The following is a 21,735-nucleotide window of genomic DNA, read 5'->3' as shown; positions in this document are numbered from 1 at the left end:
TAATCTTCATATAGGAAAAATTCCTAATCGATTCACAAACAGGCAGGTAACAACTCGTATTCGCTAGGTGGTTTTGATATGAGGATGGGGTTAGATGTTTAGGTGTAATTTATATTAACAGTAACTAACAAATACATAAGAGACTTAACTATATACAGTTTAAGTCTCTTACTGTTAGCCAGTTTATAAGGAGGCCATAAGAGCTTATAATTGGGCTTCTGACAACTTATCTAGGGTAGTAGTACAACTATCCAAAAATATTTCTACAAAACAAGCTACTTCAGGCATAGTAACAATGAGCTCTTCAATGGTTTTATCTAATTTATCTTTCACATGAAGGAATTCATCGTTGTGAAAACGCAGTTCATTCATGGTTTTTACATAGGCTTGTAAAATGTCTGCGGCTTTAACTATCGCTTTATATTCAGGGTCAACTTCAGATTGAACTAACAGTGGCTCCATTTCACTGCGCAAATCTTCAGGCAGGGTAGATAAACACTCTTTTTCAGCTAAATCTTCCAGCATCTTAAATGCTTTCGTAAACTCAGGATTATGGTACTTTGTGTTGGTATTTATATCCTGCAATTTGGTTTCAGAGACTTCGTGGTAAAGGGCTAAGGTAGCGGCTCTTTCTGGATTTAACTTACCATTAAATCGCTTATTTTTGATTACTGTTAATAAGTGAGCAATAACCGCTACTTGGTGGCAATGCTCTGAAACATTCTCTTTTTGAAAACAATGCATTAATGCCCATCGTTCGAGTAATGGCATTCTAATGATCCATGCCATAAATGTACTTTGGTTCATACTTAAGACCTTTGATTTTATAAAAATTATTATTTTAGATTGAAGGGAAAGGCTTTTATTTATGGTTTATTCTTTGCAGATTAATGTAAAGAATACCAATATCAGCTATTGGGGGGAATGATACATGGAAGTGGTCACTATTTGCTGATTTTTGTGCCCAAATCAGCAAATAAAGCCCATGTTTATAGGATGAGAGTGTTGAAAATTGCACTCTCATTTAGAGTAATGCAATTAAACCTGTCTGTAGTAAGAGAAGAAGTTACCAATACGTTTAATCGCGGTTTCTAGTTCGTCTTTGTGAGGCAGAAAAACCAATCTGAAATAACAGCCATCTTTAAAGTTAAACGCCTTCCCGTGAACAAGCAAAATCTTTTCTTTGGTCAATAAATCCAAAATCATTTGTTCGTCATTGGTTATATTGAATTTTTCAGCGTCCACTTTAGCGAAGCAGTACATGGCTCCTTTGGGTACCACACAACTTATGCCGTCGATGTCATTTAGCATTTTAGTGGCTAAATCACGTTGAATTTTTAAACGGCCACCGTCGACAATTAAATCATTAATACTTTGATAGCCGCCCAATGCAGTTTGAATTGCATGTTGGCAGGGCACATTGGCACACATGCGCATGGATGCCAGCATATTAATGCCGTCTATATAATTTTTGGCAATTAACTTATTACCACTAACCAATAGCCATCCAGCCCTAAAGCCCGCGATTCTGTAATTTTTCGACAAGCCACTTAAGGTAATAAAAAACAAATCATCGGCCATGGCCGCTATACAATTGTGCTGAGCATCGTCGTATAAAATCTTGTCGTAAATTTCATCACTAAACACAACTAAATTGAATTCTCTGGCAACGTCAATGATGTCTTGGAGTACTTCTTTACTGTATACCGCACCAGTCGGGTTGTTTGGGTTAATGAGTACGATAGCTTTGGTATTGCTGGTTATCTTACTGCGAATATCGGCTATATCTGGAAACCAATCAGCCTGCTCATCGCATTTATAGTGTATCGGCGTACCAGAGGATAAACTGACCGCCGCAGTCCACAGAGGGTAATCGGGGCTAGGAATCAATACTTCGTCACCATTGTTTAACAAAGCTTGCATGGCCATAACGATTAATTCGCTTACGCCATTACCAATGAATACATCATCAACTGAAATGTTTTTAATGTTCTGTTGTTGGTAGTACTGCATTACTGCAACACGGGCAGCATAAATGCCGCTGGCATCAGAATAGCCTTGGGCAGTAGGCAAGTTATGAATAACATCTTTTAAAATATCTTCTGGTGCGGCAAATCCAAATGGGGCGGGGTTACCAATATTAAGTTTGAGGATACGATGCCCCTCATCTTCCATTTTTTTGGCAGCATCGAGGATTGGTCCTCGAATGTCGTAACACACGCCCTCTAATTTGTTGGATTTGTTGATTATTTTCATGAATACCTACACCTTAATTTGATAACACAGAATAATACAGCCAAGGGGGTGGTGTTAAGGGGGAATTCATAATTATTTTTATATATCACTCATGTTTTTTGCATAACATCTGTTTACAAACTTTATATTGCCTAATTTAAATAGATCTTGCAGGCTTAAGGAGTAGTCTTCAAAGGATAGCAACATGCCTGTACCTTTATTATGGTTAGGAGCTGGAATAGCCGCTTTATATGCTGGCGATAAACTTCAGCAATCAAATAAAATTAAACGCCAATACGTAAAACATTACCCTGGTGAAGATAATTCATTGGTTAGAGTACAAGACGGTTCTATTGTCTGTTGTGGCATTTTTGGTGTATTTGAACATACTGGAATTTGGGTTGACGGCAATATTATTGAATTAAAAGGAAACGGTTTAATTCGCGGAATTTCTCCTGAACGCTTCTTAACTAAAAGAAGTGGTACTCGCATACATGTATTGTGTGATACTTCAGGTGAACCGCTTATCTCTCCCCACGCTGCAGCAACTGCAGTCGCTAATCTATACAATTATAGCGACTACGATCTGATTAAAAACAATTGTCATCGTTTTGTATTTAAATGTGTATCTAACTCAGAACAATCCATTACGAGCTTTTCTGACCTTAATCTAGCCCTTTTTCGCTATTTTGCGAGCCCCTTGAGTTGGTGTCTAGCCGATTTACATTAGCCCTTAAATACCTTCAGTTTAATTATTAATCTACTTTTACTTTTATATTGTTAATTTTATGTTAATAATAAGAGTGTTCTAAGTGGACATCTTAAGCGCTGTTCTGTTAACTCAAGTGAATAATAATTCAGCGGAAAAATGGCAAACTCTCATTGCTTGCTTATACTTATTGATATGTCTGATTTGAATTATAACTGTGTTTCCACCCGATTCGATTTAAAGTTAGGGAGTTATGTATGTCACAGCATTTCCAAGAAGAACCTCATAATGCAATAACTGATAGTAGTATTGCCCGAGTTATTCCTTGCAAAGAGTTAGCATTATCCGATCCTTTTAAGTGGCTCGCATTAGGATTTAGAGATCTATTACGAGCACCTATTTTAACGGTTTTCTTTGGCGTGTTTTTCGCGTTAATTCCTTGGTTGATAACCTATTTAGTTGCACTCACCGGTTGGCATCTAGTGATTTTACCTGCCATGGTGTGTTTTATGTTAATCGGCCCTTTTTTAGCCGCCGCTCTATATGATATTAGCTGGGAGTTTGGTAAGGGCCATAAACCAACTTTATGGCATGCAGTAAAAGCAGTGAAACGAAATGCCGTGAATGAATGGGGTTTTGGCATATTGCTCATGGTATTGATGATATTTTGGTTGCGTGTCGCATCAATGATCCATGCATTATATCCATCCTACTTAGGAGATAACTTGGAAGAGTTATTGCCATTCTTAGTTTTAGGTACAGTCGTTGGCGCAGTATTTACTGGCATCGTATTTTTACTAAGTGCCTTTACCCAACCAATATTAATGGAACGTAAGGTAGATTTGGCCACTGCTGTGTTAACGAGCGTAAACGCTGTATGGCTGAATAAAGGTGCAATGTTTGTTTGGGCAATGATTATCTTTGTCGCAGTGGTGATTGGCTTTTTAACGGGGTTTGTTGGATTTGTATTGCTAATGCCATTAATTGGTTATGCCACATGGCATGGGTACATTGAAACCATAGAAACTAAACGGGAACGTAAGTTTGAGTAAACAGGCCTAAGTCGAATGTATATAGCAAGGGTCTAATGATTAGACCCTTTTTTATTTCCAGTATGAACTCACATCCTAAAGGTTTTAACTCGTGTTAAAACTCATTTATTTTCCAGCAACTTTCACGACCACAACTTCCAGTCTTTTAATTAATTAACAAAAGCAGTTAGTCCAAACATTCTCTTACTGGTGAATAAAAGGATTCAGGTTAATTAATAAATAGGATAAACATCCTAATATGGATGGTCTTATTAGAATACTTCTGTCTTATGTGCATTTTGTCCAATTCATTTTCGCAACACATCTCCCTTAAATGTGAACTAAAATTAACATATTGATAACAGTTTATTTAACTCACAAAATAGGTTTTTTGATGAAAGACAGAAATCATCTTTCCGATATTGGGATGGTCCATCAGGTACAAATGATTACCAATGGATTAGTTGACATCCCCATGTTGCAATTATTGTCACCTGATGGTGTTGAGCAAGACCATGAGCAGTGCCCCGAGTTAAGCCAAGAAGTATCTGAAAAAATCTTAAAAACTATGCATTACATTAGGATTTTAGATGAACGTATGATTGCCGCTCAACGACAAGGACGGATCAGTTTTTATTTAGCCTGTACCGGTGAAGAAGCAGCAACTATTGGTAGCGCAGCCGCTTTAGAGCCTCAAGATATGATTTTATCTCAATACCGTGAACAAGGTTCATTAGCGTATCGAGGGTATACAACTAAACAATTTATGGATCAGATGTTTAGTAATCAAAAAGATCCCAATAAAGGTCGCCAAATGCCCATTCACTACGGTGATAAAGACCTTAACTTTATGACCATTTCATCTCCCTTAGGGACACAAATTCCCCAAGCTTCAGGTTATGCTTATGGTCAAAAAATGGCTGGTTTGGATGCGTTAACTATTTGCTATTTTGGTGAAGGAGCCGCATCTGAGGGAGATTTTCACGCAGGACTTAATATGGCCGCCGTTTTACATTGCCCAGTGATTTTCCTGTGCCGCAATAATGGTTACGCCATTTCTACCCCAGCCGAAGAACAATTTGCCGGAGATGGCATTGCGTCTCGTGGCATCGGCTATGGCGTTAGAACGATCCGCGTCGATGGCAATGACGTTTTAGCTGTTTATGCAGCAACTAAACAGGCACGAGAGATAGCACTGAAAGAAAATTGCCCGGTATTAATCGAAGCCATGACCTATCGCCTTGCTGCCCATTCTACTTCAGATGATCCTAGCGGATATCGTTCTAAAGAAGAAGAAGCTAAATGGAAATTAAAAGATCCATTGTTACGTTTTGAGAAATGGATGAAAAGTAAAGGCTGGCTGGATGAAAAGGCAATCAAACAATTTGCCAGTGAATCTCGTCAAGAAGTATTACAAACCCTAAAACAAGTGGAAAAAGAACCGGTTAATAGCATTGAAGATATTATCGAAGATGTCTACGACACACCGCCGTGGCACTTAAAAGAACAGTTACAATCATTGAAGCAACATATTCGTCAGTACCCAGATGCCTATCCTAAGACTTCAGGGAGAATTAAAAATGACTAAAATGAACATGTTACAAGCGGTAAATAATGCATTAATCACAGCTATGGAAGCAGATAAAACTGCCATGGTATTTGGTGAAGACGTAGGGCATTTTGGTGGTGTATTTCGGGCCACAAGTAATTTACAAGAAAAGTTTGGTAAAGGCCGTTGTTTCAACACGCCGTTAACTGAACAAGGCATCATCGGGTTTGCAAATGGTTTAGCATCACAAGGTTCAACTGCTATCGCAGAGATCCAGTTTGCGGATTATATATTTCCCGCGTTTGATCAGATCGTCAATGAAACCGCTAAATTTCGATATCGTTCTGGTGGTCAATTTACCTGCGGTAGTTTGACCATCAGAACACCATACGGTGGTGGTATTGCTGGTGGCCATTATCACTCACAATCACCAGAGGCTTTTTTCGCTCATATTCCAGGCATGAAAATCGTTATTCCTCGCAATCCATATCAAGCTAAGGGTCTGCTATTGGCCTCTATTCGCGACGACAACCCGGTGCTATTTATGGAGCCCAAACGTTTATACCGCGCATCAGTGGGGGAAGTACCAGAAGAAGATTACGAATTGACTCTAGGTAAAGCTGAATTGGTTAAAAGCGGGACTGACATCACGTTACTGGCGTGGGGAGCGCAGGTAGAAGTTTTGCAAAAATCGGCAGAAATGGCAGAAGGTGATGGCATCTCTTGTGAAATCATCGATTTACGCAGCATTTTACCTTGGGACGTAGAAACTGTTTGTGGATCTGTTGTGAAAACGGGGCGACTGTTAATTAACCACGAAGCACCTCAAACCGGAGGTTTTGCAAGTGAAATCGCCGCCACCGTTCAAGACAAATGTTTTTTAAATCTTGAATCCCCCATAACACGAGTCTGTGGCTTAGATACGCCTTATCCGTTGTCACACGAGAAGGAATACATGCCGGATCATCTAAAAACCTATGAAGCCATCAAACGCTCAGTCAATTATTAATCAGGAGAGATAAGATGCAAGACTTTATATTGCCTGATATTGGCGAAGGAATAGTAGAATGTGAACTCCTTGAGTGGTTGGTAAAAGAAGGGGACTTGATCGAAGAAGATCAGCCCGTTGCCGAAGTCATGACCGATAAAGCAACCGTTCAGATTCCAGCAATGCACTCAGGAAAAGTGAGTAAGTTATATTACAAAGCAGGTGAGGTAGCTAAGGTTCATGAACCTTTATTTGCATTAGATGGCAATCTTGACGATCAGCAAAAAGCTCATGGGACTTCTGAGGGGGCATCTTCTGACAAATCAAAGACCAGTGAGCCCATTTTTGAGGAAGAAGAGAGCAAACTGAGTCACGCGCCATCAGCCGATGATGCCGATTCCAGTAAAGTTCAATCCAGAGAAACTTTGGATTTTATTTTGCCGGATATTGGTGAAGGCATAGTCGAGTGTGAAATCGTTAAATGGTTGGTTGAAGAAGGTGAAAAAGTGACTGAAGACCAAGCTGTGGTCGAAGTGATGACAGACAAAGCATTGGTTGAAATCCCAGCCAAATACTCTGGGGTAATAAGTCAACTTTATTATCAACAAGGGGAAGTGGCTAAAGTCCATAGTCCTTTGTATTCACTAAACACCTCTGAAGGATGTGGCACGAAGATAGGACTACAGAAAACTGCCGAACAGGTGAGCCATCAACCTCAAGTAACCCAACAGCGCTCGCCTGAGCAAAAATCAATTAACAAAAAGGCACTAGCTAGTCCAGCTGTCCGTCGCCTAGCCAGAGAAAATAATTTAGATATTACCTGCGTATTAGGAAGCGGTAAAAAAGGGCGCGTGTTAAAACAAGATATTGCCGCTCACTTAGATAAATCTCAGCAAACTGACTCTGCCAATCAGGTCGCTACAAATCATAACGTCAATGAAAATCGTAGAAGCCAAAGTCAACAAACAGAAGGTGTAGATAACCATAATACAGTTGAGCCTATTCGTGGAATTAAAGCCATTATGGCCAAACAAATGACGGATTCTGTTTTCAGTATTCCCCATTTTAGTGTCAGTGATGAAATAGAAATGGATAAGTTAATGGAAGTGCGCCGGGAGCTTAAACAGGAGTTTGAAGGTAAGGGCACTAAATTAAGTTTGATGCCATTTTTCATTAAATCACTGTCTTTGGCGTTAAAACAGTACCCAATCATTAATAGCCAAGTGAACCCTGAGTGTACTGAAATAACCTATATCAAAACCCACAATATTGGCATTGCGGTTGATTCAAAGGTAGGTTTGTTAGTGCCCAATATAAAAGGTGTAGAAAGCCTTTCCTTGTTTGAGATTGCCCAAGAAGTGGAACGTTTAGTCGGGTTAGCCAGACAGGGGAAACTGTCTAATCAAGACTTAAAGGGCGGTACTATTAGTATATCTAATGTTGGTGTAATTGGCGGTACCACAGCAACGCCGGTGATCAATAAACCTGAAAGCGCTATTGTTGCCTTAGGCAAAATTCAGCGACTTCCACGATTTGATCAAAATGATAATGTCGTTCCGGTCAATATCATGCATATCAGTTGGTCTGGGGATCACCGCATCATTGATGGTGCCACAATGCTGAAATTTAGTAACTTGTGGAAATCCTATCTGGAAAACCCCATCAGTATGCTAACTGAGTTAAGTTAAGGTATGTGCTGCCATATAGTTTTATATGGCAGTTTTTGATTAAACCTTGGTGGCATTGCCTTATTTAAGTATCATTAGCTGATGTCCAGTTATAAAAGTAACTATTGAAATGTTAAGTTATCGCCACAGTTTTCATGCAGGGAATCATGCAGATGTGTTAAAGCATATTACCCAGATGTTGATCATCAAAAAACTTAAAATCAAATCCAAGCCAGCCATCTACATTGATACCCATAGCGGAGCGGGTTTGTATGAACTAGCAAGTGAAGAAGCACAGAAAACCCTCGAGTTTCAGACCGGTATAACGGCAATCCAGAAATATCAATCAGAGCAACAGGATATTGCAGACTATCAGCAGCTCACCAATGAATTTATTGCAAATAATCAATATCCTGGTTCGCCGTTAATTGCCGCTAATATGCTCCGTGAACAAGACAAAATGGTTTGCATGGAGTTACATAATACTGAAATTGATAACTTACGAGACAATTTGTCTGACTTTGGTAGTTCAGCCACTATTGCTGTGCATCATCGTGACGGTTATGAAGGTTTGTTGGCCATATTACCGCCAGTTCCAGCAAGAGGCTTAGTGCTGATAGATCCCTCCTATGAAGTGGCTAGCGAATATGAACAGGTTGTGCAGACTTTGACTAAAGGGATTAAAAAGTGGTCCGTTGGCATTTTTGCCATTTGGTATCCGCTGTTATCCAATCGCGCCGGTAAAAAGGCTGGATTAAGCGAAAAAATGTGCCAAGAAATTGCGCAACTTGACTGCAAAAGTGTATTGAATGTTGTTATGCATGTTACTGAAAATGAAGGTGACGCCGGTATGTATGGTTCGGGGTTAATTATCGTCAACGCGCCTTGGCAATTGGACACTGACTTAGATGAATTGCTACCTGAATTAGTGAATCACCTTAGTGTAGACAAAGCCCATGGCAAAGGGTATGTCGAGTGGTTGAAAAAGGCTGAATAGCCTTTTTTATGATTAAGAGCTAATCAATATGGGCTTATAAAACTAGGCTATTGAATCAAGGCCAACTGAAATGACTGTTGCGGATCTCAAACATTTTTATATTCCAGATGAACAATCTATTTATCTTTTGTCCCACAAAGACGCACAAAAATTAAAGGATTGGATTAAGTTATGTAAAGAGCAACTAGAGCTGCTTGGTTACAGTGATATTGAATTGATAGGTAAAGGTGCCTTCGGTTTTGCATTTGCCGGTAGTGATCCTCGACAGAACCAATTAGTTTTTAAATTCTCCCGTATTAACCTGCCGCAACATGTTCAGGAACAGTTAGAAGACGAAGCTTATATGCTAAGTCAGGTAGAACATCCTCATGTGCCTTCTTTAATTGAATTTCAGCGCATTAAAAAACAAGCCATTTTGGTTATGGAAAGGGCAAAGGGAGTTGACCTTGAAGTCTATTCCCTACAAAAAGGGCCATTGTCAGCCAGACTCATAACCAAAATAGCCGCTCAACTTTGTGACATCTTATTATTTCTACGACAGCATCAAGAGCAGGGCACCAACAAACCCATAGTGCATGGTGATATTAAACCATCAAACATCGTATTCGACGAACAAACGGAATCAATCGGGTTAATTGATTGGGGCTCCAGTGTGTTTGCTCAAATGGATCACCAAGGCCAATACATCGCAAACAATGTGATGGATCTCATGTCCAGTGATCTGCAACAAACTAACGCTCGTCTTGGAGACGTCTATTTCATTGGCGACGAACAGTTAAACGGAGAGCTATCTAGCCCGAGATTCGACGAGCAGGGCTTAGCCAGTACACTTTATGCATTGGCGTCAGGTCAATCAAGTCGCTTTGGAAGACATATTATTACGCCCAATTCCCTAGGGTTACCCAAAGAGTTATCAGAAGTATTAACCGCAATGTTAAGTGACGAGCCGGAAAAACGCCGATTAGGCGGCGATTACTTTATGAAAAATATGAAGTTCATGAAAAACGTAGTTTTCGCTGATAAGGATGTTGATGAACACCTTGCTCTTATTCCAACTTGGAGTTTTGCTAAGAAAAAGGAAATTGATACTGTTGTTTACAGTTCTAGACGCTCTTTCTTGAAACTTGAAAATAGCGATATTGGCTCGGATCTGCATTACGTCAATGATGCACAGTTTGAACGCTATTATAAAAATTACATGCAGGGGATGGGCGAAACCGAAAAAGCCTTTATATCAGCGGTAGGCAGATTAGGTAAATACCCGGTTGTGGGCGGTTTAGTGGTCCGGTGGCAACCTGAAGGGGTTTATATAGATTCTAGTTTAAATTTATACGATCCGACCTTAAAACGGTCTTTTGATGTGTCAGTCAATAATGTGATTACCTTAGCGCGAGCAATTCACCGTGTGGGTGTGTTTAAAAGCTGTATGTTTAACGCACGCGATACCTTACATATTGAACGTGATAACGAAAATTTACCTTATCAAGCTGAGAATAACATGCAGATTCCTTATGAACTCAGTCATACTTCGATAACGGAGGATCAAAGTCGCAACCATTCTTATTTTGAGGACGGCGAAGATCCAGATGAACTTTTAGCTCTTCCTGATAAAATGATGGAGATCATTCATCAGTTAAATCGTATTCATCATACGGGGTGCATAATATTTGAAGCACTGCCATCTAATTTAAAAATCCACAGTTATTACACCTTACTTGACCACAGTATGGAAAATGAATTTAAGGCGTTATTAAAGCGGATTATTCAGTTAGTTTCAGAAATTAAAGGCTTAGGGATTTCAGGATTTATGAAATTGCCGTATAAAGACACTCGTTACTTCGAACATGCTTCGGGTTTACCAGAAAAGTTTTATCCTAAAAAACTAAAAATACAACAGCGCTAAAATTAACGGGGAGTAGTACATGGCAGAAGTGACATTAAAGTCATTATTGCAATTAGAGAAAATTGAAAACACTTTGTACAGGGGACAAAGTTGGGATCTCGGCTTCCGAGCGCTATTTGGTGGTCAGGTAATGGGTCAAGCATTAGCCGCTGCCCACAATACCTTACCTGAGGGTAGAGTCTCCCATTCATTCCACTCCTATTTTTTATTGCCGGGTGATGCTAACCACCCAGTAGTTTATGAAGTGGAAAATGTCAGAGACGGCAGAAGTTTCTCCACTCGGCGAGTGAAGGCCATTCAAAATGGCAGAAACATTTTTTACTTAACGGCTTCTTTTCAAACACCTGAAAAAGGCTTAGAGCATCAATATGCGGATATGCCAGATGTACCGCCACCAGAAGAAGTTAAATCAGATTTAACTTTTTTTGAAAGTACATTGGACAAAATTTCAGAACGAATGCAAGAAGCCATTAGTTATCACAAACCGATAGATAGCAGAACGGTGCAAACTATCGATCCATTACAACCGGTTAAATCAGAGCCCAAACGATATATATGGATGCGCGCCCAAGAATTGGTTGCGGAGAATTTAAATTTAAACCACGCCATGCTGGCATACGCATCAGACTATCATTTTCTGGGTACCTGTTTGCAGCCCCACGGTATTTCGGTGAGAAATAAACAGCTTAGAATGGCTACTATAGATCACTCTATGTGGTTCCACCATCCGTTTAAATTTGATGAATGGTTATTGTACGTAGCAGAAAGTCCATTTACTGGTGGTGTGCGTGGTTTAGTTCGTGGTCAATTTTTCAATCAGCAAGGCGTTCTAGTAGCGTCAACTATGCAAGAAGGATTGATGCGACAAGTTGATAAATAACAGCACAATAGGAGAGTTGATGTGATTTATTCATTAGGAGAACGCAAAGCCGTGGTGGCTGATAGTGTCTTTGTTGCGCCAGGAAGCCATGTTATTGGCTCGGTGAACTTAGGGGAAAATAGCAGTGTTTGGTTTAACGTTGTAATTCGCGGTGACTGCGATGATATAACCGTAGGCCCAGACACAAATATCCAAGATGGTTCGGTATTACACACCGATTACGGAGTGCCGCTAATTTTGGGTAAAGGGGTTACTGTTGGGCATAAGGTGATGTTGCACGGCTGTCAAATAGGTGATTACAGTTTAATTGGTATCAATGCGGTAGTGCTAAATGGCGCTAAAATAGGGCGTTATTGCTTGATTGGCGCAAACAGCTTGGTGACCGAAAATATGGAGATACCCGACGGCTCTGTAGTTATGGGAAGCCCTGCGAAAGTTGTAAAAACCCTGAGTGATAAGCAACAGGCGATGCTAAAAGGTTCTGCTGACCATTATGTGAAAAATGCCAAACATTATATGAGCGAGTTACTGGCTGAATAATATCGTCACTTTCCTTAAAAAAGGCCCGGTACCATTTCTAGTGCCGGGCTTAGGGGAATGGCTCTGGTAAAGAGCCTTGCGCTAACTAAACTTCTTCAGGGAGAAGTCTTCAAAAATCAAAATAATTGATTTGAATATTTAGTTTAGAACAACTTTGCTCAAAAATTAAACATATTTGAAATTAAATTTAAATATGACGTAATATCAGTCACCTAGTTATTCCATATTACTAAAACATGAAGAATCTTAGTGAATTCGTCACACCTTATACAGTTCTTGTGTACAGGTTATCCACAGCGCTTAATTGCAACAAATTCATTATTTTTGACTCAATTGAATAGTAATTTGAAAAATGCTGAATGAAAATTACATTCTTTTTGTGAATGTTGGATATGCTGATCTTGTTGTTTAGCCAATCAACTGTAACACTATGGCCGTTTTAACCTAATGAGAATGTAATTTATGACTTCAACTGCTACATCATTTATCCCGACGGTTCGTACTCTCATGGGGCCTGGACCTTCAGATGTTGACCCAAAAATACTGACGGCCCTTTCTAGACCAACAATTGGTCATTTAGATCCGCAGTTTATCGACTTAATGGATGAAATTAAAACTCTCCTGCAATATGCATTTCAAACCAAGAATCAATTAACTATGCCGGTTTCAGCACCAGGTTCCGCTGGTATGGAAGCTTGCTTTGCTAACTTAGTAGAGCCAGGTGACAAAGTCATTGTCTGCCAAAATGGTGTTTTTGGCGGCCGCATGAAAGAGAATGTAATTCGTTGCGGTGGCATAGCTGTGATGGTTGAAGATGAGTGGGGAAAACCTACAGATATTCAAAAACTTGAACAAGCTTTAGAAGAAAATAAAGACACTAAGATTGTCGCATTTGTGCATGCAGAAACCTCTACAGGGGTTAAAAACGATGCTGAAGCCTTATGTAAACTGGCTAAAAAGTACAACTGTTTAACCTTAGTGGATGCTGTGACGTCATTAGGCGGCTGTGAATTGCGCGTCGATGACTGGCAAATTGATGCTATCTATTCAGGGACACAAAAATGTTTATCCTGCGTTCCTGGCTTATCGCCTGTTTCCTTCAGTCAGTTAGCAATTGATGCCATTAAAGCAAGAAAAACACCTATCCAAAGTTGGTTCTTAGATATGGAGTTGGTGATGGGATATTGGGGTACAGGAGCTAAACGCGCGTACCACCATACCGCACCTGTAAACAGTTTGTATGCGTTGCACGAATCCCTAGTTATTTTAAAAGAAGAAGGATTAGAAGCTGCATGGCAACGCCATCAAGAAATGCACAATAAGCTAAAAGAAGGCCTTGAAGCACTCGGATTAGAATTTATTGTTGAAGAAAAATATCGTCTTCCGCAACTAAATACAGTTCGGATCCCTGACGGCGTTGATGATGCTAAGGTAAGACAAACCTTACTAAATGATTACAATTTAGAAATCGGCGCTGGACTCGGTTCTTTAGCGGGTAAAGTGTGGAGAATCGGGCTTATGGGTTATGGTTCAAATTTAAAAAATGTGAATTACTGCATCGATAGTTTAAAAGCCGTTTTAAATTCAGATAAATAATTCTATTAAAAATTAACCCTCAATAATTACTACTACAAAAATAATCCTGTTTATTGTTAAGCGATAAACAGGATTTTCTCACATCATATTGATTCTATGGTAGTTTACTCTTAAACAGTCAACACCTTAAGTAATTATGTTACATAGAATTTGGTTAGCATTCATTTTGTCTGCATTTATCGCCACACTCTGGCAAGTATTCTTTAATGACCATATAGGTAGCTTTAAAGATGTAATGGATGCGGTCTATTCAATGGCCAAGTTAAGCGTTGATATTTCCATTGGTTTAATCGGTGTATTGGCATTTTGGTTAGGCATCTTTCAAGTCGCTGAGCGTTCAGGTTTAGTTGCTAAATTATCTATTGTGTTAGAACCACTGTTATGTCGATTAATGCCAGAAATTCCCAAAGGGCATCCCGCCATAGGGAGCATTACGATGAACATATCAGCCAATGTCTTGGGATTGGATAACGCAGCTACGCCTTTTGGGATAAAGGCAATGCAAGATATGCAAAGTCTGAATACTTCAAAAGCCAGTCTTACTAATGCACAAATCATATTTTTAGTCATGAATACTTCGTCTGTAACGTTATTTCCAATCGCAGTATTTTTGTATCGAGCAGAGCAGGGTGCGGTCAACCCTACGGATGTGTTTATACCCATTTTGTTATCGACATTTGCCTCGACCATGGTTGGTTTGTTGGTAACCTCTTGGGTACAAAAAATAAATCTATTTAACCGTGTGATTTTTCTTTATGCCGCCGCGGTTATTTCAATATTAGCAGCGGTAATTATTTATTTTTCCTCACTAACAGCACAGCAAATGTCGACACAGTCATCCATTGTAGCCAATAGCTTGCTACTAACTTTTATTGTCATAGTGTTAAGTGTGGGGGCTTTCAAAAAACTAAATTGTTATGAATTGTTTGTTGAAGGGGCAAAAAAAGGATTTGAATTAGCTATTTCACTTATTCCTTATTTAATTGCTATGTTATTTGCTATTGGTATGCTCAGAGCCAGCGGATTACTAGACATGTTGATGGGGGTCGTGGCTAGTGGTGTAAACTTTATTGGGATAGATAACCGCTTTGTTGATGCCATACCCAATGCATTAATGAAACCTTTGAGCGGTTCTGGTGCCAGAGCATTAATGATTGAAACCATGCAACACCATGGCGCGGACTCCTTTGCCGGTCGTCTAGCTTCAGTTTTGCAAGGTTCAACAGAAACTACGTTTTACATTCTCGCCGTATACTTAGGGGCTGTGGGAATTAAGCATAGTCGTTATGCCGTGGCCTGCTGCCTCGCTGCAGATCTCGCAGGAATTATTACGGCAATTATAGTGGCTTATTGGTTTTTTGGTTAAACTAACAGTTGAACAACTTACATTTTTAGAAGGTAAAGATATGTTGCGAAAAATAATCATGTTTTCAGGTATTAGCATTTTGCTTGCAGGGTGTTCAAAAGTTACCTTGGAAAACTACGATAGAGTAGAGATGGGGATGATAAAATCAGATGTAGAGATGATTTTAGGTAAAGCGGATAATTGCGAGGCCGTTATTGGTACCCATTCATGCATCTGGGGTAATGAAGATGAAAAATATATTAAAGTCAGCTTCATTATGGATAGAGCGGCAGTTATCACCAAAAAAGGATTAGATTAAAATGCGTATACTACTTGTTGGTATTTTATTACTAAATAGTTTTGTTTTATCCGCCCATGAATCTCGTAGTGATATCATCACGGTGAGGGGCCAAGGGAGCATTTTCCAAGCACCTGATATTTTAAAATTTACCATTGCCGTTGAGGAAAAGGGTGATAATTCGTCAGTGTTAAATGGCCTAGTAAATGCGAAAACTGATAAAATATTATCGGTATTGAGTAAACACAAAGTGGCGCAACAAGATATTCAAGCCATGTCCTTAAGCTTATACCCTTGGTATGAACGTGAAAGACAATCAAACATTCAAAAAGGCTTTGTGTTTAGTCGCAATATCAATGTGACATTGCGGAAGTTTGAAAACTACCCAGCTATTTTAGAAGAGTTGTTTACTTTGAAGGTAAACAGAATTGATGGATTTCGCTATGAAGTCGAAGATCAACAACAAGCTTACCTTAACGCCCTAGAAGCAGCTATCTCTGATGGTCACGAGCGGGCTAAACATTTAGCAAAAAACTTAAAGATTAAATTAGGCAGTGTGGTAAATGTTGAAGAAACATCGAGTTATCAACCAACTCCGCAGCCTTCTGCGCGCTCACTTTCTGTATTCAATGAAGCTGCGCAGTATTTACCAGGTCTTAATGAAATAAATGCAAGTGTGACTTTGTCTTTTAACATAAAAGAATAACCTCCTAGGGGGGAACTTGCGGGTCAAAACATATCGCTATTTCCAACCAATTTTTGCAGAGATTGAGACCCCTTAATCTCTGCAAAGATCATTTCCGAAGGTCTTTAAAACATAAATCGTAAAAAAATCGCTGAAATTCTAGTGATTGGAGGTTAAAATCCCTTTATATATCGACTCGTCGCAAATATAGGTTAATAACCTGAAGGTAAAGATGTCTACAGATCAAGAAAAAGCTGACTTTTATCAAAGCCTTGCAAAGCAAGCACAAGCTCTCATAGAAGATGAGCGTAACTTGATTGCTAATTTAGCAAATTTGAGTGCGTTAATATTTATGAGTTTAGAGGACATAAATTGGGCTGGATTCTATTTAGTAGACGGTGATGAATTGGTATTAGGTCCGTTTCAAGGAAAACCTGCTTGTATTCGGATTCCAATGGGAGCCGGCGTTTGCGGAAGTGCTGCTAAAAATAGAACAACTCAGATCGTTTCTGACGTTCATCAGTTTGAAGGGCATATTGCTTGTGATGCTGCAAGCAACTCTGAAATTGTGATACCCATTTTGTCAGGGAGACGACTAATCGGTGTGTTAGATATAGATAGTCCATCAATAGCACGTTTTGATTCTATCGATGGTTTGGGATTACAAAAAATGGTTGATTTGCTGCAAGAGACGATAGTGTGAAAAGTCTTGTAGATGTTCACGTTGTTTTGGCGACGCCAGCTGATCTTGAAAATTGGGATGACGAAGCCGAAGAAGCAGCTGAACGATTAAACACGATTTTACACATGGCTTATGATCTTGCAGATGAAGACATAGACACAAGCCGTTTAGAAAAAATACTACATCATATATGGGTAAACTGGCATGAAGACAGTTACCTCTTGGAAATCGACGACGCGGATTTGCACGACTGGGTTGACCAACTGTTGGCAACTTGGGATGATGCAGAACACGATGAAGATTATGAACAAAATTATTAATTAGTAGATTGAATGGAAAACCAACAAAAATTTTCGAATAGCAAAGAAGTTATCACTTTTTTAGCACAAACCTTCCCTAAATGTTTCTCATTAGAAGGTGAAGCGAAACCTTTAAAAATAGGTATATTTCAAGAACTTTCTGAACGTTTAAAAGAAGATGATCGGGTAAGTAAAACGTTATTACGTGCTTCTCTTAGACATTATACAAACAGCTGGCGTTATTTACACAGTGTGAAAGAAGGCAGTTTTCGAATCGATTTAGATGGTAATCAAGGTGATGCCATTGAAAAAGAACATGCTGACCATGCGTTAAAGCAGTTGACTGAAAGTAAAGCTAAAGTGGCTGAAAAACGTAAACTAAACAACGCGTCTAAACCAAAACCTGAGAAAAAAAGTTCTAAAGAAAAGCGTGAAAAACAAAATCAAACGCAATTTAAGGGAACTAAACCCGCAAAACACAAACAAATTAAACAACCACCACCTGAAAAATTGACTGAATCAAATTTAGTGGTAGGGACCGAAGTTACCGTTAAGGTTGGAAAGAGTCCTCTTCCTGCGACTATTACCGATATCTCAAAAGATGAAGTTCACGTCCAACTGCAAACCGGTATGATAGTGAAAGTGCAAGCAGATAATTTGCGCTTAGCTCGACCTAAGAGGTAGTAATATGAATAAATTTGTACGCGTTTCTGTATATAGCGCATTGTTTTGTTTAAGTGCTGGGGCGATCGCGGTTAATTCTACGAGTGAAGCTGTCGACATCCCTAGCTTAGTGCAAGAGTCACAACACTCTGCTTCAGCTAAACGAATAAGCTCTCATTTATTACGTTCCCATTATAAGCCGATTAAAATTGACGATAGCTTGTCTGCTAAAACATTTGACCGCTACGTTAGAACCCTAGACTTTAATCGTAATTTCTTTTTGAAGTCTGATATCGATGCAATGGAAAAGTACCGTTTAAATTTTGATGAAGCCATTGCTCAAGGAAATTTAAACGACGCGTACAGTATTTATTCTTTGAACTTAAATCGTCGTTTAGAGCGGTTTGAGTATGCCATCACGTTACTCGATAAACCTTTTGATTTTGAGAAAAAAGGCGATTCTTTGGAGTTTGATCGTGAAGAGGCGCCTTGGGCTGCTTCCACCGCTGAATTAAATGAATTGTGGCGTCAAAGAGTAAAATACGATGCCTTAAATCTAAAGTTGGCGGGAAAAACGGCTGAAGAAATCAAAGATCTTTTAACGAAACGTTATGAACGTGCAATTAAACGTCTTTCACAAACCAAAAGTGAAGATGTATTCCAAACTGTAATGCATTCTTTTGCTCGCAGCGTTGATGCCCACACAAGTTATTTATCACCGCAAAGTACCGATCGTTTCGATATGGAAATGAACCTGTCATTTGAAGGTATAGGTGCGGTTTTACAAAGTGAAGACGATTATACGGTCATTCGCAGTGTGGTCCCTGGTGGTCCAGCTGAGTTATCTAAAAAAATTAAGCCTGAAGACAAAATTGTTGGTGTAGCACAAGATCAAGATGATTTTGTGGACATTATCGGCTGGCGCTTAGATGAAGTGGTAGACCTTATTAAAGGCCCCAAAGGGAGCGTAGTTAAGCTACAAGTCTTGAAAGGTGCATCTGAATCGAATGTTCCTGAAGTGGTAAGTTTAACCAGAGATAAAATTAAACTAGAAGACCGAGCGGCTAAGTCTGAGGTTTACACACCTGAAACTGGCAATCACGCTGGTGAAAAGCTTGGTGTTATTACCATACCGTCTTTTTATAACAATCTGCATTCTGATGTCAAAAAAGAACTTATTGATTTAAAAGAAAAGGGCGTGCGAGGAATCGTAGTTGATTTACGCGGAAATGGCGGCGGCTCCTTAACCGAAGCAACATTGCTGTCTGGATTGTTTTTCGACCAGGGTCCTGTGGTACAGATTCACGATGCATCTGGGCGCACCCGAACTGAAAAAGATACTGATGGTATTACTTATTATGATGGTCCTTTAACAGTACTTGTTGATCGTTATAGTGCATCGGCATCAGAAATTTTTGCCGCAGCCATGCAAGATTATGGACGAGCCGTAGTTTTGGGTGAGCAAACCTTTGGTAAAGGCACTGTACAGCGTCACCGTCCCTTAGGACGTATTTACGATTTATATAGCAACCCATTAGGAAGCATTCAGTATACTATCGCTAAATTTTACCGTATTAACGGTGGTAGTACACAAAACTTAGGTGTGGTTCCAGATATCAAATTTCCTTCTGCAATTGACCCAGATGATTGGGGTGAAAGCCAAGAAGAAAATGCTTTGCCTTGGGATAGCATTGAAAGAGTGAATTATTCTACATTTGGTGACACATCAAGTGCACTTACTGTAATGGAGCAAAATCACTTAAAACGAATTAAAAATGATCCTGAATTTGCCTATATCTTCGAAGATATTCAGCGTTACCAAAAAGAAAAAGATAAAAAGACTATTTCATTGGTAGAGTCTGAACGAATCAAAGAAAAAGACGAACAAGAAGCTTTGCGTCTAAAAAGAGCAAACGAACGTTTAGTGAGAGCAGGCAAAGAAAAAGTCGAAAAACTTGATGATTTACCAGAGGATATGGATGAAATTGATCCTTTCCTTGATGAGGCTGCAAGTATTACATTTGATTTGGTGTCTACGGGAATGTACGCATCTCATTCAGAGGGTAAGTAATTTTTAATGTATTAATGGGGGCTATTTTAAATAGCCCCTTTTTTATAACATAAAAAACGCATATTTTGTTTCAAAAGCATTGGCACCTACCAACTATAAAAGTATTAGATGGAGCGTCATTTGCGACAACAGGCTATTTTTACTTTAGTCAGTCAAACCTAAAATAGGATTATTTTGCGGTCATGACGGTTTAGTATAGTATTCCTAAAATGGCTAAAAAAATTAGCTAAACACAATAATAATAAAAGGGTACGGAATGAACGCACGTGGAGAGTTTTCTTCTCGACTTGGATTTATCCTCGCAGCAGCTGGATCAGCTGTTGGATTAGGTAATATTTGGGGTTTCCCAACACAGGTTGCAAGCAATGGGGGAGCCGCTTTTGTATTAGTTTACATCATCTTGGCTTTCCTATTAGCATATCCAGTATTAATGGCGGAATTAATTATCGGACGTGCTACCAGAGCAAATATGGTCGATGCCTTAGGGCAAATATCAGGCAGTAAAATAGGCCGTGCAACAGGCGCATGGGGCTTCGTTACTGTTTCATTAATTCTTGCTTTTTATGCCATCGTAGCCGGTTGGATGTTGGCATTTTTCTTAGAAACTGTTACTCATCTACTCGGTTTAGATACGGCATCTAACTGGTTAACAAGTCAATCTATAACTCGTAACCTTATATTTTGTGGCGTCTTTTTAGTATTAACTGCAGCTATAGTCACTGGCGGTGTTAGCAAAGGAATAGAACGTTGGTCTGTTCGTTTAATGCCGACCCTAATGATTATTATCGTACTTTTGATTGTCTATGTGTCGCTGCAAGAAGGAGCTATTGAGGGGTGGAAAGCCTATTTAGTGCCTGATTTTAGCCGCATTATGGATCCTGCATTGTTAATTAATGCCATGGGACAAGCATTTTTCTCTATGTCCCTTGGTGTAGGTACCATGTTGGTGTATGGATCATATGTTAGTAAAAATGAGAAGTTACCGTCTTTAGGTGCCTCAGTTGCCTTGGTTGATATTGGTGTTGCTGTTCTTGCTGGGATGCTAATTATTCCCTCTATGTATGTAGCTTTGCATAACGGTGTACAGATATTTTCTGAAAGTGGCGCTTTAATTGAAGGCGACAGCCTTATATTCACGGTTTTACCAGCACTGTTCGATACTATGGGGTCCGTAGGGATTTTTGTAGCGTTTGCGTTTTTCGCACTTATGGTAATAGCAGCCCTAACGTCTTCCATTTCAATGCTTGAAGTACCTGTAGCTTATGTGGTTGAAAGTAAAGGGGTCAAACGTACTAAAGCCGTTTGGTTATTAGCCAGCGGCGTGTTTATCGCAAGTGCTGTTATCGTGTTTAACTTTTCTAGTTTATTTGGACTAGTGATTAGTCTAACCACAAAATACAGCCAACCACTTTTAGGATTAGCATTATGCTTGTTTGCCGGTTGGGTGTGGCGTCGAGATCAAATATTAGCGGAATTAAAGCAAGGAAATGAGAATGCTGAACATTCCTTATTCTGGAAAGTTTGGCCTTGGTACGTGAAATTTGTATGTCCCGTTGTCATTTTCATTATGTTCTATCGCTCAGTAATCGGATAAGGA

20 protein-coding genes are annotated in these 21,735 nt (G+C 39.4%); 18 read left to right on the top strand and 2 right to left on the bottom strand.

Annotation, left to right across the window (positions count from 1 at the left end; translation table 11 throughout):
• Positions 1-204 precede the first annotated feature (204 nt).
• Both yfbR and ABJV04_RS06185 read right to left on the bottom strand, forming a co-directional pair.
• The gene (gene yfbR, locus ABJV04_RS06190) at positions 205-807 is read right to left on the bottom strand and encodes a 5'-deoxynucleotidase (RefSeq protein ID WP_348490440.1); all 603 of its coding nucleotides are present in this window, start codon (positions 805-807) and stop codon (positions 205-207) included.
• A gap of 231 nt (positions 808-1,038) precedes the next feature.
• Complete coding sequence (locus tag ABJV04_RS06185) at positions 1,039-2,256, bottom strand: pyridoxal phosphate-dependent aminotransferase (RefSeq protein WP_348490439.1); 1,218 nt, start codon at positions 2,254-2,256, stop codon at positions 1,039-1,041.
• A 184-nt stretch (positions 2,257-2,440) separates the two neighbouring features.
• Here ABJV04_RS06185 and ABJV04_RS06180 point away from each other — a divergent pair, with 184 nt between their 5' ends.
• The 18 genes from ABJV04_RS06180 to ABJV04_RS06095 all read left to right on the top strand — a co-directional run bounded on the left by ABJV04_RS06180 (position 2,441) and on the right by ABJV04_RS06095 (position 21,732).
• Positions 2,441-2,965 carry a hypothetical protein gene (locus ABJV04_RS06180; RefSeq protein ID WP_348490438.1) on the top strand — a complete coding sequence of 175 codons (525 nt, stop codon included), beginning with the start codon at positions 2,441-2,443 and terminating at the stop codon, positions 2,963-2,965.
• Between the two features lie 236 nt (positions 2,966-3,201).
• Positions 3,202-3,996, top strand: a complete 795-nt coding sequence (locus tag ABJV04_RS06175; RefSeq protein WP_348490437.1) for a DUF2189 domain-containing protein — start codon at positions 3,202-3,204, stop codon at positions 3,994-3,996.
• Between the two features lie 373 nt (positions 3,997-4,369).
• Entirely contained in the window at positions 4,370-5,563 is a 1,194-nt protein-coding gene (locus ABJV04_RS06170; protein WP_348490436.1) for a thiamine pyrophosphate-dependent dehydrogenase E1 component subunit alpha, read from the top strand.
• A complete protein-coding gene (locus tag ABJV04_RS06165; RefSeq protein WP_348490435.1) occupies positions 5,556-6,533 on the top strand; it encodes a transketolase C-terminal domain-containing protein in 978 nt (325 codons plus the stop codon). The genes ABJV04_RS06170 and ABJV04_RS06165 overlap by 8 nt, the downstream gene beginning before the upstream one ends.
• Before the next feature lie 14 nt (positions 6,534-6,547).
• Positions 6,548-8,200 (top strand): dihydrolipoyllysine-residue acetyltransferase, encoded by a 1,653-nt coding sequence (locus ABJV04_RS06160; RefSeq protein ID WP_348490434.1) that lies wholly within the window; start codon positions 6,548-6,550, stop codon positions 8,198-8,200.
• 109 nt (positions 8,201-8,309) lie between these two features.
• Complete coding sequence (rlmJ, locus tag ABJV04_RS06155; protein ID WP_348490433.1) at positions 8,310-9,176, top strand: 23S rRNA (adenine(2030)-N(6))-methyltransferase RlmJ; 867 nt, start codon at positions 8,310-8,312, stop codon at positions 9,174-9,176.
• 70 nt (positions 9,177-9,246) lie between these two features.
• Positions 9,247-11,079, top strand: a complete 1,833-nt coding sequence (locus ABJV04_RS06150; RefSeq protein ID WP_348490432.1) for a protein kinase — start codon at positions 9,247-9,249, stop codon at positions 11,077-11,079.
• A 19-nt stretch (positions 11,080-11,098) separates the two neighbouring features.
• On the top strand, positions 11,099-11,959 hold the full coding sequence (locus ABJV04_RS06145; RefSeq protein WP_348490431.1) for an acyl-CoA thioesterase II: 861 nt from the start codon (positions 11,099-11,101) through the stop codon (positions 11,957-11,959).
• Between the two features lie 21 nt (positions 11,960-11,980).
• On the top strand, positions 11,981-12,499 hold the full coding sequence (locus tag ABJV04_RS06140) for a gamma carbonic anhydrase family protein (RefSeq protein ID WP_348490430.1): 519 nt from the start codon (positions 11,981-11,983) through the stop codon (positions 12,497-12,499).
• Between the two features lie 462 nt (positions 12,500-12,961).
• Positions 12,962-14,095, top strand: coding sequence for an alanine--glyoxylate aminotransferase family protein (locus tag ABJV04_RS06135; protein WP_348490429.1), 1,134 nt, complete (start codon positions 12,962-12,964; stop codon positions 14,093-14,095).
• 136 nt (positions 14,096-14,231) lie between these two features.
• Positions 14,232-15,461: a nucleoside recognition domain-containing protein gene (locus tag ABJV04_RS06130; RefSeq protein ID WP_348490428.1), complete on the top strand. Its 1,230-nt coding sequence runs from the start codon at positions 14,232-14,234 to the stop codon at positions 15,459-15,461.
• A gap of 40 nt (positions 15,462-15,501) precedes the next feature.
• Positions 15,502-15,759, top strand: a complete 258-nt coding sequence (locus ABJV04_RS06125; protein WP_348490427.1) for a DUF3862 domain-containing protein — start codon at positions 15,502-15,504, stop codon at positions 15,757-15,759.
• A 1-nt stretch (position 15,760) separates the two neighbouring features.
• Positions 15,761-16,444, top strand: coding sequence for an SIMPL domain-containing protein (locus ABJV04_RS06120; RefSeq protein ID WP_348490426.1), 684 nt, complete (start codon positions 15,761-15,763; stop codon positions 16,442-16,444).
• A 211-nt stretch (positions 16,445-16,655) separates the two neighbouring features.
• Positions 16,656-17,126 carry a GAF domain-containing protein gene (locus tag ABJV04_RS06115; protein ID WP_348490425.1) on the top strand — a complete coding sequence of 157 codons (471 nt, stop codon included), beginning with the start codon at positions 16,656-16,658 and terminating at the stop codon, positions 17,124-17,126.
• Positions 17,123-17,425: a hypothetical protein gene (locus ABJV04_RS06110; RefSeq protein ID WP_348490424.1), complete on the top strand. Its 303-nt coding sequence runs from the start codon at positions 17,123-17,125 to the stop codon at positions 17,423-17,425. The genes ABJV04_RS06115 and ABJV04_RS06110 overlap by 4 nt, the downstream gene beginning before the upstream one ends.
• A 12-nt stretch (positions 17,426-17,437) precedes the next feature.
• On the top strand, positions 17,438-18,088 hold the full coding sequence (proQ, locus tag ABJV04_RS06105; RefSeq protein WP_348490423.1) for an RNA chaperone ProQ: 651 nt from the start codon (positions 17,438-17,440) through the stop codon (positions 18,086-18,088).
• Between the two features lie 4 nt (positions 18,089-18,092).
• Positions 18,093-20,138, top strand: a complete 2,046-nt coding sequence (prc, locus tag ABJV04_RS06100; RefSeq protein ID WP_348490422.1) for a carboxy terminal-processing peptidase — start codon at positions 18,093-18,095, stop codon at positions 20,136-20,138.
• 256 nt (positions 20,139-20,394) lie between these two features.
• Positions 20,395-21,732: a sodium-dependent transporter gene (locus tag ABJV04_RS06095; RefSeq protein ID WP_348490421.1), complete on the top strand. Its 1,338-nt coding sequence runs from the start codon at positions 20,395-20,397 to the stop codon at positions 21,730-21,732.
• Positions 21,733-21,735 lie beyond the last annotated feature (3 nt).

The organism is Aliiglaciecola sp. (assembly GCF_039982535.1).
In the GTDB taxonomy this organism is placed as follows: domain Bacteria; phylum Pseudomonadota; class Gammaproteobacteria; order Enterobacterales; family Alteromonadaceae; genus Aliiglaciecola.
Note: the sequence above shows the minus strand (reverse complement) of the source record. Positions and strands in the feature narration are given on the sequence as shown.